This is a genomic window from Burkholderia thailandensis E264 (genome assembly GCF_000012365.1).
GTDB lineage: Bacteria > Pseudomonadota > Gammaproteobacteria > Burkholderiales > Burkholderiaceae > Burkholderia > Burkholderia thailandensis.
The window spans coordinates 685,530-709,783 of record NC_007650.1; the positions used below are offsets into that span (position 1 = coordinate 685,530).

The 24,254-nt window shown below is 68.0% G+C and carries 25 protein-coding genes; 9 read left to right on the forward strand and 16 right to left on the reverse strand.

Annotated elements, in window-relative coordinates; all coding sequences use genetic code 11:
- Positions 1–4: 4 nt before the first annotated feature.
- From BTH_RS03040 to BTH_RS03055, 4 genes are all read right to left on the reverse strand, one after another.
- A complete protein-coding gene (locus BTH_RS03040; RefSeq protein WP_009895675.1) occupies positions 5–1,345 on the reverse strand; it encodes a hemolysin family protein in 1,341 nt (446 codons plus the stop codon).
- Positions 1,346–1,430: 85 nt separating this feature from the next.
- A complete protein-coding gene (locus BTH_RS03045; protein ID WP_009895677.1) occupies positions 1,431–2,210 on the reverse strand; it encodes a sensor histidine kinase in 780 nt (259 codons plus the stop codon).
- Positions 2,211–2,289: 79 nt separating this feature from the next.
- Positions 2,290–3,213, reverse strand: coding sequence for a DMT family transporter (locus BTH_RS03050; protein WP_009895679.1), 924 nt, complete (start codon positions 3,211–3,213; stop codon positions 2,290–2,292).
- Between the two features lie 67 nt (positions 3,214–3,280).
- Positions 3,281–4,156: a LysR family transcriptional regulator gene (locus BTH_RS03055; RefSeq protein WP_009895680.1), complete on the reverse strand. Its 876-nt coding sequence runs from the start codon at positions 4,154–4,156 to the stop codon at positions 3,281–3,283.
- Between the two features lie 97 nt (positions 4,157–4,253).
- On the opposite strand from BTH_RS03055, the gene BTH_RS03060 reads away from it, so the two are divergent.
- From BTH_RS03060 to BTH_RS03070, 3 genes are all read left to right on the forward strand, one after another.
- A complete protein-coding gene (locus BTH_RS03060) occupies positions 4,254–4,637 on the forward strand; it encodes a tautomerase family protein (protein ID WP_009895682.1) in 384 nt (127 codons plus the stop codon).
- 206 nt (positions 4,638–4,843) lie between these two features.
- Positions 4,844–6,577 (forward strand): CHAD domain-containing protein, encoded by a 1,734-nt coding sequence (locus BTH_RS03065; RefSeq protein ID WP_009895683.1) that lies wholly within the window; start codon positions 4,844–4,846, stop codon positions 6,575–6,577.
- A gap of 34 nt (positions 6,578–6,611) precedes the next feature.
- Positions 6,612–7,460 (forward strand): TOBE domain-containing protein, encoded by an 849-nt coding sequence (locus BTH_RS03070; RefSeq protein ID WP_009895684.1) that lies wholly within the window; start codon positions 6,612–6,614, stop codon positions 7,458–7,460.
- Between the two features lie 333 nt (positions 7,461–7,793).
- Here BTH_RS03070 and BTH_RS03075 read toward each other — a convergent pair whose 3' ends face one another.
- From BTH_RS03075 to BTH_RS03090, 4 genes are all read right to left on the reverse strand, one after another.
- Positions 7,794–8,495 (reverse strand): ATP-binding cassette domain-containing protein, encoded by a 702-nt coding sequence (locus tag BTH_RS03075; RefSeq protein WP_009895685.1) that lies wholly within the window; start codon positions 8,493–8,495, stop codon positions 7,794–7,796.
- Position 8,496: 1 nt separating this feature from the next.
- Positions 8,497–9,171, reverse strand: a complete 675-nt coding sequence (gene modB, locus BTH_RS03080) for a molybdate ABC transporter permease subunit (RefSeq protein ID WP_009895687.1) — start codon at positions 9,169–9,171, stop codon at positions 8,497–8,499.
- A 12-nt stretch (positions 9,172–9,183) separates the two neighbouring features.
- The gene (gene modA / locus BTH_RS03085; RefSeq protein ID WP_009895689.1) at positions 9,184–9,993 is read right to left on the reverse strand and encodes a molybdate ABC transporter substrate-binding protein; all 810 of its coding nucleotides are present in this window, start codon (positions 9,991–9,993) and stop codon (positions 9,184–9,186) included.
- A gap of 303 nt (positions 9,994–10,296) precedes the next feature.
- Positions 10,297–10,995 carry a phosphatase PAP2 family protein gene (locus BTH_RS03090; RefSeq protein WP_009895691.1) on the reverse strand — a complete coding sequence of 233 codons (699 nt, stop codon included), beginning with the start codon at positions 10,993–10,995 and terminating at the stop codon, positions 10,297–10,299.
- A 248-nt stretch (positions 10,996–11,243) separates the two neighbouring features.
- Here BTH_RS03090 and BTH_RS03095 point away from each other — a divergent pair, with 248 nt between their 5' ends.
- Complete coding sequence (locus tag BTH_RS03095; RefSeq protein ID WP_009895692.1) at positions 11,244–12,383, forward strand: extracellular catalytic domain type 1 short-chain-length polyhydroxyalkanoate depolymerase; 1,140 nt, start codon at positions 11,244–11,246, stop codon at positions 12,381–12,383.
- A gap of 96 nt (positions 12,384–12,479) precedes the next feature.
- Positions 12,480–12,638 carry a DUF3563 family protein gene (locus BTH_RS03100; RefSeq protein WP_004190391.1) on the forward strand — a complete coding sequence of 53 codons (159 nt, stop codon included), beginning with the start codon at positions 12,480–12,482 and terminating at the stop codon, positions 12,636–12,638.
- 113 nt (positions 12,639–12,751) lie between these two features.
- Here BTH_RS03100 and BTH_RS03105 read toward each other — a convergent pair whose 3' ends face one another.
- The 6 genes from BTH_RS03105 to BTH_RS03125 all read right to left on the reverse strand — a co-directional run bounded on the left by BTH_RS03105 (position 12,752) and on the right by BTH_RS03125 (position 16,539).
- Positions 12,752–13,171, reverse strand: coding sequence for an organic hydroperoxide resistance protein (locus tag BTH_RS03105; protein ID WP_009895704.1), 420 nt, complete (start codon positions 13,169–13,171; stop codon positions 12,752–12,754).
- A gap of 138 nt (positions 13,172–13,309) precedes the next feature.
- On the reverse strand, positions 13,310–13,762 hold the full coding sequence (locus BTH_RS03110) for a MarR family winged helix-turn-helix transcriptional regulator (RefSeq protein WP_009895706.1): 453 nt from the start codon (positions 13,760–13,762) through the stop codon (positions 13,310–13,312).
- Between the two features lie 85 nt (positions 13,763–13,847).
- The gene (locus tag BTH_RS34245) at positions 13,848–13,994 is read right to left on the reverse strand and encodes a hypothetical protein (protein ID WP_154660024.1); all 147 of its coding nucleotides are present in this window, start codon (positions 13,992–13,994) and stop codon (positions 13,848–13,850) included.
- Between the two features lie 253 nt (positions 13,995–14,247).
- On the reverse strand, positions 14,248–15,060 hold the full coding sequence (locus BTH_RS03115) for a BPSS1780 family membrane protein (RefSeq protein WP_009895708.1): 813 nt from the start codon (positions 15,058–15,060) through the stop codon (positions 14,248–14,250).
- Complete coding sequence (locus BTH_RS03120; RefSeq protein ID WP_009895710.1) at positions 15,051–16,046, reverse strand: homoserine kinase; 996 nt, start codon at positions 16,044–16,046, stop codon at positions 15,051–15,053. Before BTH_RS03120 ends, BTH_RS03115 begins: the two co-directional genes overlap by 10 nt.
- Before the next feature lie 94 nt (positions 16,047–16,140).
- The gene (locus BTH_RS03125) at positions 16,141–16,539 is read right to left on the reverse strand and encodes a hypothetical protein (RefSeq protein WP_009895711.1); all 399 of its coding nucleotides are present in this window, start codon (positions 16,537–16,539) and stop codon (positions 16,141–16,143) included.
- A 155-nt stretch (positions 16,540–16,694) separates the two neighbouring features.
- Here BTH_RS03125 and BTH_RS03130 point away from each other — a divergent pair, with 155 nt between their 5' ends.
- A complete protein-coding gene (locus BTH_RS03130) occupies positions 16,695–18,221 on the forward strand; it encodes an AMP nucleosidase (protein ID WP_011400957.1) in 1,527 nt (508 codons plus the stop codon).
- A 126-nt stretch (positions 18,222–18,347) separates the two neighbouring features.
- Here BTH_RS03130 and BTH_RS03135 read toward each other — a convergent pair whose 3' ends face one another.
- Positions 18,348–18,602: a hypothetical protein gene (locus tag BTH_RS03135; protein WP_009895716.1), complete on the reverse strand. Its 255-nt coding sequence runs from the start codon at positions 18,600–18,602 to the stop codon at positions 18,348–18,350.
- On the opposite strand from BTH_RS03135, the gene BTH_RS34250 reads away from it, so the two are divergent.
- Entirely contained in the window at positions 18,601–19,029 is a 429-nt protein-coding gene (locus BTH_RS34250; RefSeq protein ID WP_154660025.1) for a hypothetical protein, read from the forward strand. The two genes, BTH_RS03135 and BTH_RS34250, sit on opposite strands and share 2 nt — an antisense overlap.
- Here the strand turns inward: BTH_RS34250 and BTH_RS03140 are convergent.
- Positions 19,020–19,769, reverse strand: a complete 750-nt coding sequence (locus BTH_RS03140) for a TIGR00730 family Rossman fold protein (RefSeq protein WP_009895718.1) — start codon at positions 19,767–19,769, stop codon at positions 19,020–19,022. The genes BTH_RS34250 and BTH_RS03140 overlap by 10 nt on opposite strands.
- 1 nt (position 19,770) lies before the next feature.
- Between BTH_RS03140 and polA the strand changes: the two genes are divergently transcribed.
- The gene (polA, locus tag BTH_RS03145; protein WP_009895720.1) at positions 19,771–22,551 is read left to right on the forward strand and encodes a DNA polymerase I; all 2,781 of its coding nucleotides are present in this window, start codon (positions 19,771–19,773) and stop codon (positions 22,549–22,551) included.
- A gap of 316 nt (positions 22,552–22,867) precedes the next feature.
- On the forward strand, positions 22,868–24,250 hold the full coding sequence (locus tag BTH_RS03150; protein ID WP_009895722.1) for an NAD(P)/FAD-dependent oxidoreductase: 1,383 nt from the start codon (positions 22,868–22,870) through the stop codon (positions 24,248–24,250).
- Positions 24,251–24,254 lie beyond the last annotated feature (4 nt).

The window sequence follows — 24,254 nt, forward strand, 5'->3', positions numbered from 1 at the left end:
GCGCTCACTCGTCCGCCTCCTTGAACGCCTTCGGATACACGCGCACGAGCACGATCCGCGGCCCGATCATCTTCTTCACGACGACGTCGAAGCGCTCGAACGATACGCGCTGGCCTTCCGTCGGAAGATCGTTGAGCGCCTGAATGACGAGCCCGCCGACCGATTCCGCGCGGCCTTCGTCGATGTCGATCCCGAGCGCCTGCTCGAGCGACACGACTGGCAGGCTGCCCTTGCCGATCAGCGTGCCGTCGTCGAGCCGGCTCCAGTCCGAATCGCCCTGCCGGAATTCGTCGTGGATCTGGCCGACGAGCGCGCCGAGCAGGTTGTCGAGCGTCAGGAAGCCGATCGGCTTTTCGCCCTTCTTGCCGACGAGCGCGAAGTGCGGCGCGCCCTTGCGAAAGCGCCGGAACAGATCGAGCGCGGGCGTGTCCGGCTTCACGTACTGCACCGGACGCACATAGTCGGACAGGTCGGCGAGCGCCGCGCCCGCGTGCCGCGCGAGCAGCAGATCCTTCAGGTGGATGAGGCCGTTCACGGTTTCGCGCGATTTGTCGTCGAACAGCGGATAGCGGCTGAAGCGATGGCGCGCGACCACTTCCATGTTGTCCGCGAGCGGCACGTCGCGGCGCAGGCCGACCATCTCGTGCGCGGGCCGCATCAGGTCCGATACGGTCATCGACGAAAAATCGAGCGAGTGCGCGAGCGTGTTCCATTCGTCGCTGCTGTATGCGTCCTTCGACGTTTTCGCGGCGTCGGCCGCGTTGCGGCGGCTGCGCAGGATCAGCTTCAGCTCGTCGGTTGAATAATGCGCGTCGCCGCCGTGATCGGCGGACAGCCCCGCGAGCCGCAGCACCGCGTTCGCGCTCGTGTTGAGCACCCAGATCGCCGGGTACATCGCCCAGTAGAACGCATAGAGCGGGAGCGCGACCCACAAGCCCGTCTTCTCGGCCTGGCGGATCGCCATCGATTTCGGCGCGAGCTCGCCGACGACGATATGCAGGAACGAGATCATCGAGAACGCGAACACGAGCGAGATCAGGTGCACGAGCTTTTCCGACTCGACACCCGCGAGCGCGAGGACTGGCGACAGCAGCTTGGCGAACGCCGGCTCGCCGATCCAGCCGAGGCCGAGCGACGCGAGCGTGATGCCGAGCTGGCAGGCGGACAGATACGCGTCGAGCCGCGCATGGACGATCCGCAGGATGCGCCCGCGCAGGCCGTGCTGGCGGGCGAGGGTCTTGACGCGCGTCGGGCGCAGTTTGACAAGACCGAACTCGGCGGCGACGAAAAAGCCGTTGAGGGCCACGAGGAGCAACGCGCCGACGAGCGCGAAGATCTGTATCAACGAAGGAACTCCGAAAATGAACGAAGCGACAGTATAAGGTTGGAAAGGAAAACGTAATATTTTGCGGCGCGATGCGTGCGGCCGATCACGCGCGAGCGGCTGGAATCGTCAGCGCGAGCGTGGCATGCGCGCCGTCCGCGAGCGGGCTCGGGGCCTGCGCGAACGCGCCGCCGTGCGCGCGCGCGACGCGCTGCGCGAGTGCGAACACCGATGCCGGGCGTTCGCCGTGGCGCTCGGCCAGCGCGTCGCGCCGCGCGAACGTTTCGAACACGTGCGGCAGCGCCGCGTCGGTCAGCGCCGACGGCTGCGCGCGGAACGTCACGTTCAAGCGCGTCGCGTCCGCCGAGCCGACGCAGCCGAGCGTGACCTCGCCGCCCGGCGCGCTCGCCTCGATCGCGAACGTCAGCATCGACCACAGCGCTTGCGCGACGCGCTCGCGGTCGCAATCGAGCGACGCGGTCCGCGCTTGCGGCGCGACCGTCACCGAGGTGCCGCGCGCGTCGCCGAGCGCGATGCGTGCGAGCGCCGCGCATTCGTCGGCGAGCGCATCGAGCGCGACGCCGGCGCGTGCGATCGGCAGCGTGCGCGTCTCGGCGCGCGGCGCGTCGACAACCGCCTCCAGCAGCTTCGTCTGCTGCTCGATGCCGATGCGAATCCCGTCGAGCGCGCGCGTGACGCTGTCGTCGCTCGCCGCGAGCCGGCGCTCGAGCACGTACGCCCAGCTTTGCATCGCGTTGAGCGGGCTGCGCAGATCGTGCGACGCGGCCGACAGCGCGTGGTCGCGGACGAACAGCGCCACCTCGGCGGCGTAGCGTGCGGCGCGTTCGCGCAGCAACGCGGCGGCCGGATCGGCGGACGGAGTCACAGTGTTTCCCTTGTGCGAAATCGTGATGATGGTCGAATCGACATTATAGGGACCGGACGCGCGCGGCGGCCGTCGCGCGTCATGCGGGAAGCGCGTCGTTGTCGTCCGCGCGCCGCGCGTGGCCGGGCAGCAACTGGCAGACGAGGAGCCCGGCGAGCATCAGCGCGCAGCCCGCGAGCGCGCGCAGCGACAGCGTTTCGCCGAGCGCGGCCCAGCCGGCGATCGCCGCGAACACGCCTTCCATGCTGAAGATCACGGCCGCGTGCGCGGGGGCGGCGTCGCGTTGCGCGACGACTTGCAGCGTGTAGCCGACGCCGACCGACAGCAGTCCGCCGTACAGCAGCGTCGGCAGCGCGCGCACGAGCGTCGAGCGGTCGATGGGCTCGATCGCGAGCCCGAGCGCGAGACACAGTGCGCCGCAGACGACGAACTGCATGAACGACAGCACGAGCGGATCGTGCCGGCGCACGAGATGCCCGACCGCGATCACGTGAGCCGCGATCACGATCGCGCCCGCGAGCTGGAACCAGTCGCCGTACAGCATCGAGAAGTGCTCGTCGACGCTGAGGAAATACAGGCCGATCGCCGCGAGCAGCGCGCCAAGCCATGTGCCGACGCCCGTGCGATGCCGGAAGAACACGCCGATGATCGGCACGAGCACCACGTAGAGCGAACTGATGAAGCCCGCGTTCGCGATCTTCGTGTATTGCAGCCCGATCTGCTGCAGCGAGATCGACACCGCGAGCAGCCCGCCCAGCGCGAGCCCCGGCAGCAGGCGCGCCCGGTCGCGCGCGACCGCCGCGCAATGCGCGCGCGCCGCGCCGTTCAGGCCCAGCAGCGGCGCGAGCACCGCCGCGCCGAGCAGGAAGCGCAGCCCGGTGAACAGGAACGGGCCGATCACGGCGAGGCTCAGCCGCTGCGCGACGAACGCCGATCCCCAGATCGCGGCGGCGGCGAGCATCAGCAGATTGGCGCGGAGATGTTTGCGGGCGTCGTGTTTCATGCGGCGGCGGAAAAGCGGGCGAAAGCCGCACGAAAGGCGGCGAATCGGCAGACGAAAACCCGACAGTTTACTCGCGTCCGGCCGATTGCGCCGGCCCGGCCAGGCTGTCGGCGAAGCGCCGCAGCGTGTCGAGCGAGCGCGCGTCGCGCACCCGCGAATACAGCGCGACTTGCGAATCGGGCAGCGCGGGCAGACCGAGGCGAGCCCCGACGTCGACGAGTGAGCGCGGCGCGACGCGCCGGGCCAGCGGACACACCGCAAGACCCGCGGCGGCGGCCGCCGCGACGGCCGCGACGCCGCCGCCCGTGAAGCGCTCGCGCCACCGCACGCCGGCGCGCTCGAGCGCGCGCAGCGCGGCCGCGCGTACGCCGCACGGGCCCGCCAGCACCGCGAGCGGCAGCGGCTCATCCGCGCGCGGCGCCCAGGCGGGCGCGGCAAGCCACGCAAGCGGCTCGGTGAAGAGCAGCGTCGCGTCGTCGCGCGGCGGGTCTTCGCCCGGCTCGTGGCGCACGAATGCCGCGTCGAGCCGGCGCTCGTCGTACTGCGCGAGCAGCCCGGCCGACATCCCGACGTGCATCTCGAGCACGAGCCCCGGATCGTGCCGGTTCAGTCCGGTGAGGACGGCGGGCAGATCCGGCACCGCGACGTGCTCGCTGACGCCGATCACGAGCCTGCGCTGCCCGGCCGACAGCGCGGCGAGCGCGCGCTCGTGCGCATCGAGCAGCTCGCGTGCGGCGGGCAGGAACGCGGCGCCGACGGCGGCGAGCGTCACGCGCCGCGGCGTGCGTTCGAGGAGCGGCTTGCCGAGCTGCGCTTCGAGCCGCTTGAGCTTCAGGCTGACGGCCGATTGCGTGGTGCCGAGCGCGTCGGCGGCGCGCGTGAAGCTCGCGAGGTCGGCGACGAGCACGAACGCGCGAACGGCGTCGAGATCGAGTGATTTCATTTCAAATGAAAATGAATGAAATATTCATTGATGTCTGTTTATTATAGATGGCGAGCCCTAAGCTGCATGCGTGTCCCAACCGTCAAGGAGAAACACGATGCCGTTCACCCGTATCGCATTGCGCGAAGGCAAGTCCGCCGAATACCGCCGGGCGCTGTCGGAGGGCGTTCATCGCGCGTTGCAGCGCGCGTTCGATGTGCCCGTCGACGATATTTTCATGACCGTGACCGAGCACAGCGCCGATAATTTCTTTTATGGTCGCGACTATCTCGGGATCGCGCGCAGCGACGATCTGGTGATGATCCAGATCACCGCGAACAACACGCGCACGCTCGAGCAGAAGCGCGAGCTGTACCGGCTGATCGCCGAGCATCTCGCCGAACGTCCGGGCGTGCGCCGCGAGGACGTTTTCATCAGCCTCGTCGAGGTGCTCAAGGAGGACTGGTCGTTCGGCAACGGCATCGCGCAGTATGTGAGCTGACACTCGGCGCGCTCGGGCCGCCCGGACGGCTGAAGGCTGACAAGCCGGCATGACGGGTTCAGACGCGGCGCGCGGGCGATTCGCTCGTTCGCGCGCGGCGTTCTGCCTCATTGGCTGTAAAAAGGGCCGTGTACTATGGAGAACGTCGGCGTCCGTCGACGCGCGCGGGGCGCGCGGCGGGCGGCCCGACCTACGCCGGAGCTTCCATGGCGCGCGTTCTGGAAATCGTATTGGACTTTCCGCTGCAGGGCTGGCAAGCCGGTCGCGGAGCGCGGGCGCGGGCGCGCGATCTCGGCGCGGAGCTCGCGCGGGCATGGCGGATCTGTCCGCCGGTGAAGATGCGGCGCGGGCACGAGCGCGTGACGATCGAGCCGTGCCGATTCGTCGAGGCCGAGCCTGACGACGGCGGTCGCTGGCAAACCTGGATCGAAACGACCGCGCAGGCACGGCGCGCGCTCGCGGTGCGTTGCCATCCGTTCGTGCCGGGCGTGATGGTGCGCGAGCGTCTCGACGACTATCGCGGCGACGTGCGCGTCGCGACGCCGGCGGCGGGTGCGTCCGTTGCATCGGACGCTTCCGGCGCAACCGATGCGGGCGGAGACTCACGACCTTCCGCATCCACTGCGGCTTCCGTTTTCGCCGAATCCGCGGCCCAGTCGGCCGATTCTGCCCCGATGCCCGGTTTCGCCGCCGGCCGCGCTGCGTTCCCCGAATCGCGATCCCCCTACGGGCCGGCGTACGGCTTCGTCGCCGATCGGCGGCGCGGACGCTGGCTCGACGCGGACGGCATCGATGTCGAGCTGACGCTCGACGACATCGCATTCGCGCCGGCCGCCGCTTCGTCCGAAGCCGCTCGCGCCGCCTCATCGCGCGTCTGCGAATTGCGTCTCGCGGTGGCCGACCCGGACGATTCCAGCGCGCGCGCCGCCGCGTTGCGCGCGCTCTTCAACGCGGCCCGCGAGCTGAGCGGCGCGTGGCCGGCATCGCTGGCGACGGCGAGCGTTCTCGACCGCGCGTGCATGGGCGACGCGCCGGACGCGGCCGGCTCGCCCGCCAAGGCGCAGCCGGTCGACTTGTCGACGATGCGCACGCAGCGCGCGGCGTTCTTCGCGCTCGGCTGCGGCGTGACCGCGCAGTGGCTCGGCAACGAAGCCGGCGCGCGCGACATGGCGGACCCGGAATTCGTCCATCAGATGCGCGTCGCGCTGCGCCGGCTGCGCACGCTCGTGCGACTTTTCCCGCGCTATGCCGATGAGGCCTGGAAGGACGCGTTCTCCGGCGATATCCGCTGGCTCGCTGGAATGCTCGGCGCGGTGCGCGACTGGGACGTGTGCGTGACGTCGACGCTGCCCGCTCTCGCCGCCGCCGACAGTGACGAGGCCGCGTGGGCGGGCACGCTCGATGCCGCGCGCGCGCAGGGCGACGCGGCGCGCGCCGAGTTGCGGCAGGCGCTCGGCACCGCGCGCTACACGCGGCTCGTGTTCGCGTGGCTCGAATGGCTGAGCCTGTTTTCGCTCGGGGAGGACGACCCGGCGCGCGGCAAGGCGCCGTCGCTCAAGCGGCATGCGGCGAAGCGCGTGAGCCGGCTGTTCGGCCATCTGTACGGCGCGGGGCGCCTGACGACGCTCGACGCGGCCGCGCGTCACCGCGTGCGGATCGACGCGAAGCGGCTGCGTTACGCGCTGGAGTTCTTCTCGTCGCTCGCGTCGCGCCGCACCCGCGAAGACACGGTGCGGCTGCTCGCGCGCTTGCAGAACGCGCTCGGCGACGCGAACGACGCGGCCGTTGCGTTGCGCTGCCTCGAGCGGCTCTCCGCGCCGCCATATCAGCTCGGTTTCGCGCGCGGCTACGGCGCGGCGGCGCAGCGCTACGCGGCGGAGGCGGGCGAGCAGATGCTGCGCGGGATGCGCGTGCCGAAGATCGGCGGCAGAAAGGCGTGACTATAATGGCCTCCCGTCTTGCTTCGCCGCGCCGATGACAGCCGATTCGTCTTCCTCCCGTTCCGATGCATGCGCCGCGCGTGAGCCGCTCGCGCTGCGCGGCGAGCTGTGGCTGCGCGCGGGCGGCGAGACGCTCGGCGGCGCGGCTCGCATCGCGCTGCTTGCCGCGATCGGCGAGACCGGATCGATCACGCGCGCGGCGAAGGCGGTCGGCCTCAGCTACAAGGGCGCGTGGGACGCAATCGACACGATGAACAACCTCGCGGGCGAGCCGCTCGTGCTGCGCTCGACGGGCGGCAAGGGCGGTGGCGGCACGGCGCTCACGCCGCGCGCGACCGCGCTGATCGCGGCGTTTCGCGCGATCGAGCGCGAGCATCGGCGCTTCATCGACGCGGCGAGCGCGGCGGTCGAGGGCTTCGAGGGCAATTGGGAACTTATCGGGAGAATCGGCATGAAGACGAGCGCACGCAACCAGTTGTTCGGCAAGGTTCTGGCGATCAAGCACGGCGCGGTGAACGACGAGGTGCTGCTCGCGCTGCCGGGCGAGCACACGATCACGGCCGTGGTGACGCACGAGAGCACGCAGGAGTTGGGGCTTGCGCCGGGCGTCGACGCATGCGCGCTCGTGAAGGCGTCGTGGGTCGTGCTCGCGGTCGAGGACGGCTCGCTGCTCAGGTTGTCGGCGCGCAATCAGTTGCACGGTGTCGTCGAGACAGTCACGCGCGGCGCCGTGAACAGCGAGGTATTGCTTGCGCTCGACGGCGGCATGACGCTCGCGGCGATCGTCACGAACGACAGCGTCGACGCGCTCGGGCTCGCGAAGGGCGTGAGCGCGGTGGCCGCGTTCAAGGCGTCGAGCGTGATTCTCGCGGTCAACGGATGATGCCTCGGCCGTGCCCGCCGGGCGGCGTTCGGCGCGGGCGCAGCGACGGCGTAGCGGAGCCGGCTCGATGCCGGCTTTTTCATCTTCGATTCGGGCATGGACGGTGCGTCGGCTCGCGTCGGCTTGCGCGCATGATCGGCAAATCGTGACGCGAGGCGCGGGCGGAACGAACGGCGCGGCGAATGGCGGCGGCGCGGCATGCGTGAGTCGGGGCCGTCGCGGCTTGCTGCCCGCCGGGTCGCGGATCATCGGCGGCGGCGCGCCCGCCACACCGGCTTGCCGCCGCCGGCCCCAAGGCCGCGAACCGATTCGACGCGACGAGCGTTGCGATCGTCACCGCACGGTCGTCATCCATTCGGCGACCGGCGTATCGGGCAGCACGCGCCCTTCTTGAAGCCGCACGACCTGATCGCCGAATGCGGCGACGTCGTCCGGATCGTGCGTGATCAACACCATCGGAATATCGAGCCGCATCTGCAAGTCGGTCAGCTCGCGGCGCATCCGCTGGCGCATCGCGACGTCGAGCGCCGAGAACGGCTCGTCGAGCAGCAGGATTCGCGGCTGCGCGATCAGTGCGCGCGCGAGCGCGACGCGCTGCTTCTGTCCGCCCGACAACTGCGCCGGATAGTGCCCCGCCAGCGCTTCGAGTTCGAACGCGCGCAACCAGTACGCGGCGTCGTCGGGCAACTCCTTCTCGCGCGGATTGCGCCAGCCGCGCTTCAGCCCGAATGCGAGGTTCTGCCGGACGTTCAGATGCGGAAACAGCGCGTAGTCCTGGAACAGGTAGGCGACGCGGCGGGCCTGCGTCGGCACGTCGATGCCGCGCGCATCGTCGAACAGCGCGTCGCCGCCGATCGAGATCGTGCCCCGGTCGGGCGTGAGCAGTCCGGCGATCGCCTGCAGCGTGAGGCTCTTGCCCGCGCCGGACGGCCCGAACAGCACGATGCGCTGCGCGTTCGACGCGAACGACACGTCGAGCGTGAAGTGCCGCTCGGGCGTGACGAGCGTCTTGCGGATGTCGACGACGAGGCTCATCTCATCTCGCTCCGACGAGCGCGCGCTGCGGCACGAGCCGCCCCGCGACGAGCAGGATCAGCACGCAGGTCGCGGACGTGACGAGCACGAGGAAGTTCGCGGTTGCGTCGTCGCCCGCCTGCACGGCCGCGTAGACCGCGACCGACAGCGTCTGCGTGCGTCCGGGCAGGTTGCCGGCGATCATCAGCGTCGCGCCGAATTCGCCGAGCGCGCGCGCGAACGCGAGCAGCGCGCCCGCGAGAATGCCGCGCGCGGCGAGCGGCAGCGTCACGCGAAAGAAAATGCCGGCTTCGCTGATGCCGAGCGTGCGCGCCGCGCGCTCGAGCTGCGGATCGACCGCCTCGAACGCGGCGCGCGCGGACTTCAGGATCAGCGGAAACGCGACGACCATCGACGCGATCACCGCGCCTTGCCACGTGAACACGAGCTGGATGCCGAGCTCGTCGAGCCGCGCGCCGAGCACGCCGCGCCGTCCGAGCAGCACGAGCAGGTAATAGCCGAGCACCGTCGGCGGCAGCACGAGCGGCAGCGTCAGCAGCGAATCGATCACGTCGCGCGCGCCCGAGCGCCAGCGCGCGAGCGCGTAGCCCGTCGCGACGCCGAGCACGAGATCGAGCGCCGTCGCCCAGCCGGCGACCTTCAACGACAGCAGCAGCGGAACCCAGGCGTCGTGCATCGCGTATTCCGATCAGTTCGCGGCGCTCGCGCCGTTCGCGGCCGGCCTGAAGCCGTACTTCGCGAGCACCGCCTGGCCGGCAGGCGACAGCACGAACGCGACGAAGCCCTGCGCGGCGGCCGCATGCCGGCTGTCCTTGACGACCGCGATCGGATAGGTGATCGGCGTTTGCGTGGGGACGGTCAGCGCGACCTTCACGCGCTCGGGCATCACGGCCGCGTCGGTGCCGAACACGAAGCCCGCTTCGACTTCGCCGCGCGCGACGTAGTCGAGGCTCTGGCGCACGTTCGCGGCAAGCACGCCCTTGGCGCTGACGTCGTTCCACACGCCGGCCGCCTTCAGCGCGCCCTCGGTGTAGCGGCCGACGGGCACCGACGCCGGATCGCCGAACGCGACGCGCTTCACGGCGGGCGCGCTCAGATCGCGCAGCGAGCCGAACGTCGCGCGGCTGTCGGCGGGCACGATCAGCACGAGCGAGTTCGCGGCGAAGTCACGGCGCGTGCCGTCGGCGATCACGCGTTCGGCGGCCGCGCGGTCCATCGCTTTCTGGTCGGCCGAAGCGAATACGTCGGCCGGCGCGCCTTTCGCGATTTGCTGCATCAGCACGTCGGACGCGCCGAAGTTGAACAGGATCTTCGTGCCCGGATGCTGCTTCTCGTATGCGTCGCCAACCGCCTTGAACGCGTTGGTCAGGCTCGCCGCGGCCGACACGACGAGTTCGTCGGCGGCATGCGCGGCCGGCGCGGCGAAGCCGACGACGAGCGCGGACAGCGTGGCGAGACGCAGGAACAGGCGGCGGGCGGAGCGGACGGGAGCGGGCATGGCGGGAAACAGTGACGTGGACGAAAGCCGTAATCGTAATATACGCGAGGTTATAACGGATCGGGTTTCGGAACTGTGCTGGTGCTGCATGACGCCGCAGCGAGGCGGGGGCGCGGGAGTTGGGCTCGAGAGGAGCGGGCAATGGGTTGGTGATTGGCGGATTGAAGGATCGAAGGATCGGAAAGGCGGAAAGGCGGAAAGGCGGGCCCTTGACTCGCTGAAATACCTAGCCCGCAGGCGTCGTGGAGCGCGCACGTCGGCGGCCCCTAGGGCCGGTGCGCCTCAGCAGGCTATCGGCCGCCCTTACGCGTGCTTGATGGCCGTGGGCAAGCCGAGTGTCTGCTGCTGAGCCGGCCGCGACGCGGGCCGGTAGTTCGGATTCGCCTTCCAGCGCGCCCGCACATACGGCCGTTCGTGACCGGAGAGCTGCAGTGCGACCGCGGTGACCCAGCGATGCGACGGCACGGTGACGCCGTGCAGCGCGATCGTGACGGCCACGAGACTCGTCGCGACGGCGGGCGCCGACCAGCGATGCGGCGTCGCCCGCCAGGAGCCGACTATGAACGACAGCGCGGCGAGCGCGCCGACCACGCAGCCCGTGACCGCCTCGGACGGCGAATGCGCATCGAGAGCGACGCGCGACAGCCCGACGGCCACCCCCGCAGCGAGCCCGACGACGATGCCCGCGATACGCACGGCCGGCTTCGCGCGGGCGAGCGCGAGGAACATCGCGACGGGATAGACCGACGTCGACAGCATCGCGTGGCCGCTGAAGCCTGTGAAATTCCATGCACGCACGCCGATGCCCCAACCGAGGAACGCGATTTTCGTGAGTGCGACGACGCCGATCGCGCCGCCAAGCACGGCGAGCCATGCGGCGGCGCGACGAGGCGAATAGCTGAGCGCGAGCCAGACGGCGATCGTGACGGCAAGCGGCAAGGTCAGGCCGGCACCGCCTAGGGCGGTGATCGAAATCCACAGACGGGGCGGCAAATCGAACATCGGGGCTGCGGGCAGTACGGGGAATGCGGGATACTTGCTTAACGCATGAGCCGGAAATAGCGACTACAACGAAGACAAGCGCGAGCGCCCAGTATACCGGTCGTCGCGTGCCGTGCTCGGATCGGAAGCCGGCGGGGAACTATCGAGTGTCAGGATGAATCCCAGAAACAGTGTTATTGTGCATTGCACAAATCAAGACGATCGCGCCCATCGAGGTGCCCCTAATCTCTGACTGCGAGCCCCGACCGATGACCAAAAGTCTGACGAAATTCTGGCTGGGCGGTGTGAAACGCATGCTGCACATGCCGAACGGGCGGACATCGAAGTCCGCCCTGAAAGCTGGCCAAAAGATGGCGGCCGACTGGCCGTTCGTTGAAACCCTGGCTGCGGCCGCCGCCGCTTCCGTCGCGACGCCGGCCGAGCCGGCTCCGTCCGTCGCGCGTGAATCGCGCGTGAGACCGCGCGCGGCCGCATGGGCGGGCGGCGAATGGATTCGTGCCGACCACCCGCTGCCGCCCGCGTTCGGGCGCTTCGTCAAGCATCTCGAATACGGGCTGTACGTGCCGTCCGGCGCGAAGATGGCCGGTCTGCCGCTCGTCGTGATGCTGCACGGCTGCAAGCAGGACATGGATCAGTTCTCGCAGGGCACGCGGATGAACCTGCTCGCGGACCGCTACGGCTTCGCCGTGCTCTATCCGGAGCAGTCGCTCAGCGCGCACGCGCACGGGTGCTGGCACTGGTACGAGGACACCACGCACGGCGGGCGAGGCGAAGCGCAGGCGGTCGTCGCGCTCGTCGACGCGCTCGTCGCCGAGCGCGGCTTCGACGCGTCGCGCGTCTATGCGGCAGGCCTGTCGGCGGGGGCGGGGCTCGTGTCGCTGCTCGCGCTGCACTTCCCTCAGCGCTTCGCGGCCGTGGCGCTTCATTCGGGGCCGGCATTCGGCGATGCGCATTCCGGGATCACCGCGATGGACGTGATGCGCCGCGGCCTGCACCGCAATCCGGCGGTTGTCGTCGATGCGCTCGTCGAGCCGGGCTCGCATCCGGGGATGCCGGCCCTCATCGTGCACGGCGACGACGATCGCGTCGTCGTGCCGAAGAACGCGGACGAGCTTGCCGTCCAGTTTCTGAGGCTGAACGGTTTCGCCGATGTCGACGGCAATCCCGCAGGCGTCGAGCGCTTCGAGACGCGTACCGCCGATGCGCGCACGATCGACTACCGTTGCGACGGGGAATCGGTCGTGCGCCTCTGCCGGGTGCGCGGCCTTGCGCACGCGTGGGCCGGCGGCGACGACAGTGTGCCGTTCCACTCGGCGTCCGGCCCGGACGCAAGTGAATTGATCTGGTCTTTCTTCGCGTCTCGCGCGCGAGCGACTGTCGCGTCGTAACGACGTCCGCTCGCGAACGGTTGGCATCGACCCAGGGTTTTCCCTATAATGCGGGTAAATACCTAAGAGAAAACCCTTGGATTGGAGTGACCGATCATGTACCTGCTGAGCCGCCTGTTCCTTTTTCTGACGAAGTCGCCCGAGCAACGCGCGAAGGAACGCGCCGATGCGTATCTCGCTGGCGCGTCCGATCTGTACGATCTCGAATTTCGCATGCGCAAGCTCGATCGCGAAGCCGCACTCGATCGTGCGTAATTTCGCGTTAAGCACATACTGAATTTATACGCATAAATTCATCAAATTGAAAAAGGGCGTGCCGACCGGAGTCGGCACGCCCTTTTTGTCATTGCGGCCCTTACGCGCTGCCGTTACGCAACGACGAGGCGCACCGCGACGTTGTTGCGTGTCGCATTCGAGTACGGGCACACCTGATGCGCGCGATCGACGAGCGCCTTTGCAGCCGTCGTGTCGAGCCCGGGAAGCGCAACGCGCAGTTCGACGTCGAGCGCAAATCCCCCTTCCTCGTTCGGGCCGATGCCCACTTCAGCGGTGACCGTCGTGTCCGCGGGCAGCGTCTGCTTGTTCTGGCCCGCGACGAACTTCATCGCACTCAGGAAGCACGCCGAATAGCCGGCGGCGAAGAGCTGCTCGGGGTTCGTGCCTTCGGTGCCCGCGCCGCCCAGTTCACGCGGCGCGGAGAGCTTCACGTCGAGCTTCTGATCGTGGGATGTCGCGCGGCCATCGCGGCCGCCGGTGCTCGTTGCCGCCGTCTTGTACAGAATGTTCATGCTGGACTCCTGTTATGTGAGAGGAATGGGCCTCGACGAATCACAATGCCCGGCCACGGTGGAAATATAGCGTGCCAATAATTAGTGTGCAAATTAATTTTCGCGGGCGCGATTCTTCGAATGAAGGACGAAGGTCGGTCAGGCGTGGTCGGCGTCGGTCAACGCTTGCCGTAACCGAGTCAGATCCTCGCGCAGCCGGATCAGGAAATCCGGCGTCTGACGCATCGCGCAAAACAGCTCGGCGGGCACGGACCGGGCTTTGTGCTTGAGCGCCGCGCCCTCGGCGGTGAGCCGGGCATGGACGACTCGCTCGTCGTTCGTGTCGCGCACACGCTCGATGTAGCCAAGCGCTTCCAGGCGTTTTAGAAGCGGCGTGACTGTCGCGGGATCGAGGCTGAGCCGCGCGGCGATGTCCTTGACGGCCATGTCGTCGGATTCCCACAGCACGAGCATCGCGAGGTACTGCGGATAGGTGAGCGCGAGCTTGTCGAGCAGCGGCTTGTACGCCTTCGTCATCGCGAGCGACGTCGAATAGAGCGCGAAGCAGAGTTGATCGTCGAGCGTGAGCGGGAAGGCCGGCGAGTCGTTCATGGCGAGATTTTCGGTAAGGCGCAAAAGATTCGTGTGCGAATGATTTTGCGCCTTGGCGAGTCGATTGGCGAGAGGCGGCGGACGATCAAGAAAGGGAGATCGACGAACCGGGGTGATCCGCCGCGGCGGCAGCGGTTTCGAGCCTGATCGCGGCGAGACCGGCGGCGCCGGTCCCGATGGACGACGCATGGCCGGGTGCGAATGCGCCGCAGCGGGCGGCGACGGAGCGCATGTCCGATCCGGGAGCGTGCGGAAACGATGGGAGACGACCCTGCGAAGATGCCACTTCATGCGGCGGAGTGCGTCCGTTGCAATGCGGGGACGCTGTCGGCGATTCGCCGATTTCCTCATTTGAGCGCCGCATTCGCGGCGCTTTCCTCGCTAACGCGTCCGTCGCAGCCTGCCGGCGATTCGGAGCCGCGCGATGACCTATGCGGGACGTCCTTGCTCTTGCGCGCCCGCCGCTGCGCTTCCCGCCGGTGCGCTCATCGATCGGAGGTGTTCGGCAGCTTCGGCGCTCCCGGCTCCTGCACGCCGAAACAGCCGCGATAGGTTGCGTAGAACGAGCAGTAAAGCATCGCGGTGATGACGATCGATGCCGGCATCATCACCATGAGCGCATACGCGCTGGCGCCGAGCGCCTGCATCAGCGCGGCGAGCCCGAACGACACGCCGAGCGCGAGCGCGAACCACAGCAGCCCGTAGACGGTGAACGCGCCCTTGTTGCGCCAGCAGCTCACGACGCTGAAGAATAGCGCTTTCACGGGCGGAACGTCGTGCCATGCGGTCAACACCGGCGCGAACCAGAACATCATCGCGACCGGCGCGTACAGCGCAGCCGCGATCAGCGCCGCGATCTTGAAGCCCGGCGATTCGAGCGCGTCCGGTCCGAGGTTCTCGGCGCCGAGGCCGAACATGATCTTCAGCAGCGTGCCGCCGTCGCCGAGCGCCGAGCACGCGAACACGGCCGCCATCGACACGATGTAGAGCCCGCCGAGCGTGAGCAACCGCTGCGTGACGATCGGGCCGTACGAGCGGAAGCCGTCGATCAGGATCGTCGGCAGCACCTGCTTGCCGGCGATCGTGTCGCGGCACGCCGCCATGAAGCCGACCGCGATGCCGGGAATGAGCAAGAGCGGCAGCGCCGCGCCGATCACGGGCACGAGCGACACCAGCATCATCGCGAGCAGGTACGTGAAGAACAGCGTGACGAACGCGAGCGGATTGCGCCGGAACAGCCAGATGCCCTGGCGGAACCACACGTAGCCGGTCTTGGCGGAGACTTCGATCAGTTGCATGCGTGGGTCTCGGGGAGCGCGCCCGCGTGCGCGATGCGTTCGCGCAGGATGCGTTCGAAATGGCCCGGGTCGTGCGGCTTGAGCATCTGCGCGGCGCGGGGGAGGTGGAAATCATACAGGCGCGATACCCAGAAACGGTACGCGCCCGCGCGCAGCATGTCGCCCCAGTGGCGGCGCTCGCCCGTGGTGAACGGGCGCACCGTCTGGTACGCGCGCAGCAGCGCGTCGGCGCGCCCGGCGTCGAGCGCGCCCGTCGACAGATCGACGCACCAGTCGTTGACCGTCACCGCGACGTCGAACAGCCATTTGTCGCAGCCGGCAAAGTAGAAATCGAAGAAGCCACCGAGCCGCACCGAGTGGCCGGTGTCCGGCGCCGCATGCGCGAAGAGCGCGTTGTCGCGGAACAGGTCGCAATGGCACGGGCCTTCCGGCAGCGCCGCGTAATCGTCCGATGCGAAGAACGCGGCCTGGTGCGCGAGCTCGCCTTCCAGCAGCGCGCGCTGCTCGCCCGTGATGAACGGCACGATCGCGGGCACCGCGTCGCGCCACCACGGCAGGCTGCGCAGGTTCGGCTGATGCTGCGGATAGTCGCGGCCCGCGAGGTGCATGCGCGCGAGCATCTGGCCGACTTCGACGCAGTGCTCGATGCCCGGCGCGAGCTCCGCCGCGCCTTCGAGCTTCGTGACGATTGCGGCCGGCTTGCCGTGCAGTTCGCCGAACAGCGTGCCGTCGTCGCGCGCGACGGGCGCGGGCACGGGCACGCCGTGCTTCGCGAGATGGCTCATCAGATCGATGTAGAACGGCAGTTGCCCGGCCGTCAGGTTCTCGAAGATCGTGAGCACGTATTCGCCGTGCGTCGTCGTCAGGAAGAAGTTGCTGTTCTCGATGCCGGACGGGATGCCGCGGAACGCGACAACGTCGCCGAGATCGTAGTGGCGCATCCAGAGTGCGAGGTCAGCGTCGGAAACTGCGGTGAAAACGGCCATGCAGGAAACGTCGGTTCAGGTTGGCGGGCCGGCGGCGCGCCGGTGTCGCAAAAAGGGCGGAAGGCTGCCGGCGCCGCGAGGCGCCGGCGGTGCGTCAATAGCGCAGGTTGACCGACGGAAGGCGGGTGACCGGCACGCCGGCGTCGTGTGGACGCGGCGACGTGTCGGGCGACGCGCTCATCTGATAGCGGGTGCCGAAGTTCGACTTCACGTTGATCTCGACCGGCTTGCCGCGATCCCGGAATTCGGTGACTTCGGTGCCGTTCTTGCTCTTTGCGTGAAAGCTCGGCGTGCGCTGCACGTCGTTGAATTCGACCTTCGACGTCACTTCTGCGCCGGGGCGGTTGATCTTCGTGAGATCGGGCAGCCCGGCTGCCTCGTTGGCCGCGGCCTGGGCCTTCGCGTCGGCGGCCGCCTGGGCGGCGTCGGCGGCGCGGGCGGTGCCGACGAGAGCGAATGCCGTCAGGGCGGCGGCGAAAAGGAGCGGCTTCATCGTGTTTCTCCCATTGAACCGTTCGATTTTAGCAAATACCGGCGTCATGCCGATGCCGTTCGGCGATGCGAGGGCGGCCTCGCCGCCGCGATGGGCATCGGCCGCGCGAGCGGGTTCCGTGATAATGTCGAAGCGATCAGAAGAGGCACAGCTCCATGAAGAACGATCCCAACCGCCGTTCCCGGATGCATACGCCGGGCAGTCCGTCCGTCGAAGCGTTCGACGACCCGATCGCCGCCGTCGAGCGGCTCTCCGAGATCTACGAGACGAACGCCGCGTTCCTGCGCGACGCGTTCGCGCGCTATCGACGCGACAATTCGTTCGACGAGCGCGTGCGCGCGTGCTATCCGTTCGTGCGCATCCGCACCGACGTCAACACGCACATCGATTCGCGCCGCTCATACGGCTTCGTCGCCGGCCCGGGCGTGTTCGAGACGACCGTCACGCGTCCGGACCTGTTCGCGAACTACTACCGCGAGCAATTGCGCCTGCTCGCGAAGAACCATCACGTGCGGATCGAAGTCGGCGTGTCGGCGCAGCCGATTCCGGTTCACTTCGCGTTCTCCGAAGGGATTCACCTCGAAGGCGACCTCGACCGCGACCGTCTCGTCGCGATGCGCGACGTGTTCGACACGCCGGATCTCGCATACCTCGACGACCGGATCGTCAACGGCACATACGAGCCCGCGCCGGGCGAGCCGCATCCGCTCGCGCTCTTCACGGCGGCGCGCGTCGATTTCTCGCTGCATCGGCTGCGCCACTACACGGCGACGCTGCCGACGCATTTCCAGAATTACGTGCTCTACACGAACTATCAGTTCTACATCGACGAATTCGTGAAGCTCGGCCGCACGATGATGTCGGCGAGCGCCGATCCCGAGGTGCGCGCGTACCGCAGCGAATACACGGCGTTCGTCGAGCCGGGCGACGTGATCACGTACAACGCGAACCTCGGCGACGAGGCGAGCGAGGGCACGCCGCCGCCGCGCGCGCCGCAGATGCCCGCGTATCACCTGAAGCGCGCGGACGGCAGCGGGATCACGATGGTCAACATCGGCGTCGGGCCGTCGAACGCGAAGACGATCACCGATCACATCGCGGTGCTGCGTCCGCATGCGTGGGTGATGCTCGGCCATTGCGCCGGGCTGCGCAACACGCAGCGCCTTGGCGACTACGTGCTCGCGCACGGCTATGTCCGCGAGGATCACGTGCTCGACGCGGATCTGCCGCTGTGGGTGCCGATTCCGGCGCTCGCCGAAGTGCAGGTCGCCCTCGAGCGCGCAGTCGCGCAGGTGACGCAGCTCGAGGGCGTCGAGCTCAAGCGCGTGATGCGCACGGGCACTGTCGCGAGCGTCGACAACCGCAACTGGGAACTGCGCGACCATCGCGAGCCGGTGCAGCGGCTGTCGCAGAGCCGCGCGATCGCGCTCGACATGGAAAGCGCGACGATCGCCGCAAACGGCTTTCGCTTCCGCGTGCCTTACGGCACGCTGCTGTGCGTATCGGACAAGCCGCTGCACGGCGAGCTGAAGCTGCCCGGGATGGCCGATCAGTTCTATCGTGGGCAAGTCGATCAGCATTTGCAGATCGGCGTGAAGGCGATGGAGATCCTCCGCACGAACGGTCTCGATCGGCTTCATAGCCGCAAGCTGCGCAGCTTTGCGGAAGTGGCGTTTCAATAGCGCTGCGCCGCTGCGCCGCTGCGCCGCTGCGCCGCTGCGGCGATCGAGCGAAGCGCGGAAAGCGGAAAGGCCGTCCATGATCCGATCATGGACGGCCTTTCTGTTTTACGATTCACTCGCGGCGCATCAGCACATCTTGCCCTTCTTCGCATGTCCCGGCGGGCAGGCGTTGCGGGAGCGATTGCGTTCGTCCCACTCACGGCGCTGCCAGTAGCGCTTGCCGTCCCAGTAGCGGTCGCCGTGCCATCCGACGACGGGAGCGGCCGCCGGTGCGGCGACGACAGGCGCGGGTCTGCCGATGTTGACGGTCACTGCGTGCGCCGCGCCCGACAGCGCGACACCGATACCGGTCAATGCAAAGGCGATCAACGAGCGTTTCATGTTCTTTTCCTCACGAGTTGAAATGTGCGCCCATTCCGACGTGCGCGGGGGCCGAGCCCCCGAACCCGCCGCGTCCGTTTCGACGGGCGCACTGCAGGACGAAGTGTGGCGGTGCGGCGGATTAATTGGCGTGTGGTTTTGTAACGGCGCGTTCGTGCGCGGTGGGCGAGAACGGGTGAGGGGAGCGCTTCGTTTGACAATCCGGTCGGCGCATGCGCCGCTTCGCGACGCGTCGCGCGCCGAATTTGACATTCGCGTCGCGACGGGTGAAATGAACGGTAATGCTCAGCGAGCGCCGCCGTGTCTCAACGTGGTTTTCGGCCATCGCGGCGCACGAGAAAAAACGGGCGGACGCCTCGTCGGCTCCGCCCGTGCGGTGATGTGCGGCGCGCCGCTGCGGCCGCCGCGCGCGTGCCGTTACAGATAGAACATCCGGTCCTCTTCGGGGCGCGGCGGATGCGATTCCTCGGTTTCCTCGCCGCGATCCTCGTAGAACGCGAGCACCGCTTCGAGCACCTGGTCCGGATCGTCGATCACCTTCATCAGGTTCATGTCGTCCGGATTGATGAGGCCCATCGGGATCATCTGGTCGCGGAACCACTGCAGCAGGCCGCTCCAGAACTCGCTGCCGACGAGCACGATCGGCACGAGGCGCGACTTCTTCGTCTGGATCAGCGTGAGCACTTCGGACAACTCGTCGAGCGTGCCGAAGCCGCCCGGCATCACGATCACCGCGTCCGAATTCTTCACGAACGTGACCTTGCGCGTGAAGAAATGGCGGAAGCGCAGCGAGATGTCCTGGAAGTGGTTGCCGGCCTGCTCGTGCGGCAGCTCGATGTTCAGGCCGACGGACGGCGCCTTGCCGGCGTGCGCGCCCTTGTTCGCCGCTTCCATGATGCCCGGGCCGCCGCCCGAGATCACGGCGAAGCCCGCGTCGGACAGCTTGCGCGCGATTTGCACGGCGAGCTTGTAGTGCGGCGAATCCGGCTTCAGGCGCGCGGAACCGTAGATGCTGACGGCAGGGCGGATCTCGGACAGGTACTCGGTCGCCTCGATAAACTCTGCCATAATCGTGAACATCTGCCACGAAGCGCGGGCCTTCTTCGCCGTCGCGCGTTCTTGATCTGCGAGCGAACGCAGACTCGGAATCACTTTTCTCTTATTCATAATGCCTGAAGAACGAAATCTGGAAGGTAAGACCCTGCTATTGGTTGACGGTTCAAGCTATCTGTATCGGGCTTACCATGCGATGCCTGATTTGCGCGGCCCTGGCGGGGAGCCGACCGGAGCGCTCTACGGAATCATCAATATGCTGCGCCGCATGCGCAAGGATGTCAGTGCAGAGTATAGCGCGTGCGTGTTCGACGCCAAGGGCAAAACTTTCCGCGATGATCTGTACGCCGATTACAAGGCGCACCGCCCGCCGATGCCGCCCGATCTCGCGCTGCAGATCGAGCCGATCCACTCGGCCGTGCGCGCGCTCGGCTGGCCGCTCCTGATGATCGAGGGCGTCGAGGCCGACGACGTGATCGGCACGCTCGCGAAGCGGGCCGAACAGCACGGCATGAACGTGATCGTATCGACGGGCGACAAGGACCTCGCGCAACTCGTCACCGATCGCGTCACGCTCATCAACACGATGACGAACGAGGCGCTCGATCGCGACGGCGTGCTTGCGAAGTTCGGCGTGCCGCCGGAGCGGATCGTCGATTACCTGTCGCTCATCGGCGACACCGTCGACAATGTGCCGGGCGTCGAGAAGTGCGGGCCGAAGACGGCCGTCAAGTGGCTGACGCAGTACGGCTCCCTCGACGGCGTCGTCGAGCATGCCGGCGAGATCAAGGGCGTCGTCGGCGACAACCTGCGCCGCGCGCTCGATTTCCTGCCGCTCGCTCGCAAGCTCGTAACGGTCGAGACGGCGTGCGAGCTCGCGCCGCACGTCGAATCGTTCGACGCGTCGCTCGCGACGGACGGCGAGGGCCGCGACGCGCTGCGCGAGATCTTCTCGACGTACGGCTTCAAGACGTGGCTGCGCGAGCTCGACAGCGAGCCCGCCGCGAACGGCGCGGCCGCCGCGGCCGCTATGGCCGGCGCGGCGCAAGACCCGGCGGGCGGCGCGCCGGCCGAGCTGCCGCTTGCGATGGCGCGCGATTACATGACCGTGCAGACGTGGGAGCAGTTCGACGCGTGGCTCGCGAAGATTTCCGCGGCCGAGCTGACCGCGTTCGATACCGAGACGACGTCGCTCGATCCGATGCTCGCGCAAATCGTCGGCCTGTCGTTCTCGGTGGAGCCGGGCCACGCCGCGTACGTGCCGGTCGCGCATCGCGGCCCCGACATGCCCGCGCAACTGCCGCGCGACGAGGTGCTCGCGAAGCTCACGCCGTGGCTCGAGGATGCGAGCAAGAAGAAGCTCGGCCAGCATCTGAAATACGATGCGCAGGTGCTCGCGAACTACGGGATCGCGCTGAACGGCATCGAGCACGACACGCTGCTCGAGTCGTACGTGCTCGAATCGCACCGCACGCACGACATGGACAGTCTCGCGCTGCGCCATCTCGGCGTGAGGACGATCAAGTACGAGGATGTCGCGGGCAAGGGCGCGCAGCAGATCGGCTTCGACGAGGTGCCGCTCGAGCAGGCGTCCGAATATGCGGCCGAGGACGCGGACATCACGCTGCAGCTGCATCACGCGCTGTATCCGCAGATCGCGCGCGAGCCGGGTCTCTCGCGCGTGTATCGCGACATCGAGATGCCGGTGTCGCTCGTGCTGCGCAAGATGGAGCGCACCGGCGTGCTGATCGACAGCGACCGGCTGGGCCGTCAGAGCAGCGAGATCGCGACGCGGCTCATCGAGCTCGAGCAGCAGGCGTACGGGCTTGCGGGCGGCGAATTCAATCTCGGCTCGCCGAAGCAGATCGGCCAGATCTTCTTCGAGCGGCTGCAACTGCCCGTCGTCAAGAAGACGCCGAGCGGCGCGCCGTCGACCGACGAAGAGGTGCTGCAAAAGCTAGCCGAGGACTATCCGCTGCCCAAGCTGCTGCTCGAGCATCGCGGCTTGTCGAAGCTGAAGTCGACCTACACCGACAAGCTGCCGCGAATGGTCAACCCGAACACGGGCCGCGTGCACACGAACTATGCGCAGGCGGTGGCGGTCACGGGGCGGCTCGCTTCGAATGATCCGAACCTGCAGAACATTCCGGTGCGCACGGCGGAAGGGCGGCGCATCCGCGAGGCGTTCATCGCGCCGCCGGGCAGCAAGATCGTGTCGGCCGACTATTCGCAGATCGAACTGCGCATCATGGCGCACATTTCCGAGGACGAGTCGCTGCTGCGCGCGTTCGCGCACGGCGAGGACATTCACCGCGCGACCGCGGCCGAGGTGTTCGGCGTGACGCCGCTCGAAGTGACGTCCGATCAGCGGCGCATCGCGAAGGTGATCAACTTCGGCCTGATCTATGGAATGAGCTCGTTCGGCCTCGCGTCTAATCTCGGCATCACGCGGGATGCGGCGAAGCTCTACATCGACCGCTACTTCCTTCGCTATCCGGGCGTTGCCCGCTACATGGAGGAAACGCGCGCGCGCGCGAAGGAGAAGGGCTACGTCGAGACGGTGTTCGGCCGCCGCCTGTGGCTGCCCGAGATCAACGGCGGCAACGGGCCGCGCCGGCAGGCCGCCGAGCGCGCGGCGATCAACGCGCCGATGCAGGGCACGGCCGCCGATCTGATCAAGCTGTCGATGATCGCGGTCGACGACTGGCTCGAACGCGGCGGCTTGCGCGCGCGGATGATCATGCAGGTGCACGACGAACTCGTGCTCGAGGTGCCGGAAAGCGAACTGTCGATCGTGCGCGAGAAGCTGCCCGAGATGATGTGCGGCGTCGCGAAACTGAAGGTGCCGCTCGTCGCCGAGGTCGGCGCGGGCGAGAACTGGGAAGAGGCGCACTGACGGGCCGCCCGCGCGGCTTTTGCGCCGCGGGTATGCGCCGTGGATCGTGCACGGTGCGTACCGTTTCCATCGTATCGCGCTTCGTCGCCGCTTCGCCGCTTTCTCGGTCGATCGAATATGAGCGCTTGCGGTCGTCACACAAACTCCGGGACAATGCAAAGACAGGCGTTGCCGTATCCGTCGAGTACGGATGCGTTCGGCGCCAAGGCGCTCGCGTGCCTAAAATGTCCGAACTAGTTAGGATGTCGATTGGCGGCGAACGCTGGCGCGCTCGCCGCCGTGACCGCAGGCAGTCTCGAATCGTAAGGGGAATCGGATGCATCGTTTCATCATCGTCGGCGGCGGAGCGGGCGGGCTCGAACTGGCGACCCGTCTCGGTGACCGCTATGGGGCGCGCGGCAATCGTCCCGCGCGCGCGCTCGTGACGCTCGTCGACCGTTACCCGACCCATATCTGGAAGCCCCTGCTGCACGAAGTGGCGGCGGGCAGCATGGACCCGTTCACGCAGGAGCTCGAATACGCGGCGCAGGCGCGCTGGCATGGTTTCGAATTCCACCAGGGCGAATTGATCTCGCTCGACCGCGCGTCGCGGCGCGTGACGCTCGCGCCCGTCGCGGACAACGACGGCGCCGAGTTGCTGCCGCAGCGCGAGCTCGAATACGACACGCTCGTCATCGCGATCGGCAGCACGACGCATTATTTCGGCGTGCAGGGCGCGCAGGAGCATTCGATCGCGCTCGACACGGTGGCGGAGGCGGAGCGGTTCCGCAAGCGCCTGATTGCCGCGTGCATGCGCGCCGAGCATCAGCCCGTGGAGCCCGCCGTGCAGCCCGCCGTTGCAGCCGGGCCGGCGGATGCGGCGGCGCCGTCGGCCTCGCCGGCCTTGGCCGGGCCACGCATTCAGGTCGCGATCGTCGGCGGAGGTGCGACGGGCGTCGAGCTGTCCGCCGAGCTGCGCAACACCGCGCAGGTGCTGTCGGCGTACGGGCTGCACAAGCTCGATCCGCGGCACGACGTCGGCATCGTGCTGATCGAGTCGGGGCCGCGTATCCTGCCGGCGTTGCAGGAGCGTGTGTCGACGGCGACCGCCGAGCTGCTCGAGAAGCTCGGCGTGCGCCTGATGCTCGGCGAGCGCGTGACCGAGGTCGCGCCGGGCGTCGTGCGCACGGCGAGCGGCAAGAGCGTGCGGGCCGACCTGACGGTGTGGGCGGCGGGCATCAAGGCCCCCTCGGTGCTCGCGAGGCTCGACGGCCTCGAAGTGAACAAGCTCGGTCAGTTGATCGTGCGCCGCACGCTGCAGACCGAAACCGACCCGAACGTATTCGCGCTCGGCGATTGCGCGGGCTGCGAGTGGCCGGGCCACGAGCGTAACGTGCCGCCGCGCGCGCAAGCCGCGCATCAGCAGGCGAGCTTCATGCTGCGCGCGCTCGCAAGCCGGCTCGAAGGCCGGCCGCTGCCCGAATTCACCTATCGCGATTTCGGCTCGCTGGTGTCGCTCGGGCACTTCAGCGCGGTCGGCAATCTGATGGGCGGGCTGATCGGCGGCAACATGCTGATCGAGGGGCTTTTCGCGCGCTTCATGTACATGTCGCTGTATCGGCTGCACGTCGCGGCGCTGCATGGTTATCCGCGGATGGTGCTCGACACGGTCGCGCATTGGCTGCGGCGTTCGACGCTGCCGCGCGTGAAGTTGCACTAGCGTC

Coding starts and splice junctions, on each gene's coding strand:
- BTH_RS03050 (WP_009895679.1), bottom strand. CDS start 3,213: ATGAAACACGACGCCCGCAAACATCTCCGCGCCAATCTGCTGATGCTC.
- BTH_RS03055 (WP_009895680.1), bottom strand. CDS start 4,156: ATGAAATCACTCGATCTCGACGCCGTTCGCGCGTTCGTGCTCGTCGCC.
- BTH_RS03060 (WP_009895682.1), top strand. CDS start 4,254: ATGCCGTTCACCCGTATCGCATTGCGCGAAGGCAAGTCCGCCGAATAC.
- BTH_RS03065 (WP_009895683.1), top strand. CDS start 4,844: ATGGCGCGCGTTCTGGAAATCGTATTGGACTTTCCGCTGCAGGGCTGG.
- BTH_RS03070 (WP_009895684.1), top strand. CDS start 6,612: ATGACAGCCGATTCGTCTTCCTCCCGTTCCGATGCATGCGCCGCGCGT.
- BTH_RS03075 (WP_009895685.1), bottom strand. CDS start 8,495: ATGAGCCTCGTCGTCGACATCCGCAAGACGCTCGTCACGCCCGAGCGG.
- modB (WP_009895687.1), bottom strand. CDS start 9,171: ATGCACGACGCCTGGGTTCCGCTGCTGCTGTCGTTGAAGGTCGCCGGC.
- modA (WP_009895689.1), bottom strand. CDS start 9,993: ATGCCCGCTCCCGTCCGCTCCGCCCGCCGCCTGTTCCTGCGTCTCGCC.
- BTH_RS03090 (WP_009895691.1), bottom strand. CDS start 10,995: ATGTTCGATTTGCCGCCCCGTCTGTGGATTTCGATCACCGCCCTAGGC.
- BTH_RS03095 (WP_009895692.1), top strand. CDS start 11,244: ATGACCAAAAGTCTGACGAAATTCTGGCTGGGCGGTGTGAAACGCATG.
- BTH_RS03100 (WP_004190391.1), top strand. CDS start 12,480: ATGTACCTGCTGAGCCGCCTGTTCCTTTTTCTGACGAAGTCGCCCGAG.
- BTH_RS03105 (WP_009895704.1), bottom strand. CDS start 13,171: ATGAACATTCTGTACAAGACGGCGGCAACGAGCACCGGCGGCCGCGAT.
- BTH_RS03110 (WP_009895706.1), bottom strand. CDS start 13,762: ATGAACGACTCGCCGGCCTTCCCGCTCACGCTCGACGATCAACTCTGC.
- BTH_RS34245 (WP_154660024.1), bottom strand. CDS start 13,994: ATGCGCTCCGTCGCCGCCCGCTGCGGCGCATTCGCACCCGGCCATGCG.
- BTH_RS03115 (WP_009895708.1), bottom strand. CDS start 15,060: ATGCAACTGATCGAAGTCTCCGCCAAGACCGGCTACGTGTGGTTCCGC.
- BTH_RS03120 (WP_009895710.1), bottom strand. CDS start 16,046: ATGGCCGTTTTCACCGCAGTTTCCGACGCTGACCTCGCACTCTGGATG.
- BTH_RS03125 (WP_009895711.1), bottom strand. CDS start 16,539: ATGAAGCCGCTCCTTTTCGCCGCCGCCCTGACGGCATTCGCTCTCGTC.
- BTH_RS03130 (WP_011400957.1), top strand. CDS start 16,695: ATGAAGAACGATCCCAACCGCCGTTCCCGGATGCATACGCCGGGCAGT.
- BTH_RS34250 (WP_154660025.1), top strand. CDS start 18,601: ATGTTCTTTTCCTCACGAGTTGAAATGTGCGCCCATTCCGACGTGCGC.
- BTH_RS03135 (WP_009895716.1), bottom strand. CDS start 18,602: ATGAAACGCTCGTTGATCGCCTTTGCATTGACCGGTATCGGTGTCGCG.
- BTH_RS03140 (WP_009895718.1), bottom strand. CDS start 19,769: ATGAATAAGAGAAAAGTGATTCCGAGTCTGCGTTCGCTCGCAGATCAA.
- polA (WP_009895720.1), top strand. CDS start 19,771: ATGCCTGAAGAACGAAATCTGGAAGGTAAGACCCTGCTATTGGTTGAC.
- BTH_RS03150 (WP_009895722.1), top strand. CDS start 22,868: ATGCATCGTTTCATCATCGTCGGCGGCGGAGCGGGCGGGCTCGAACTG.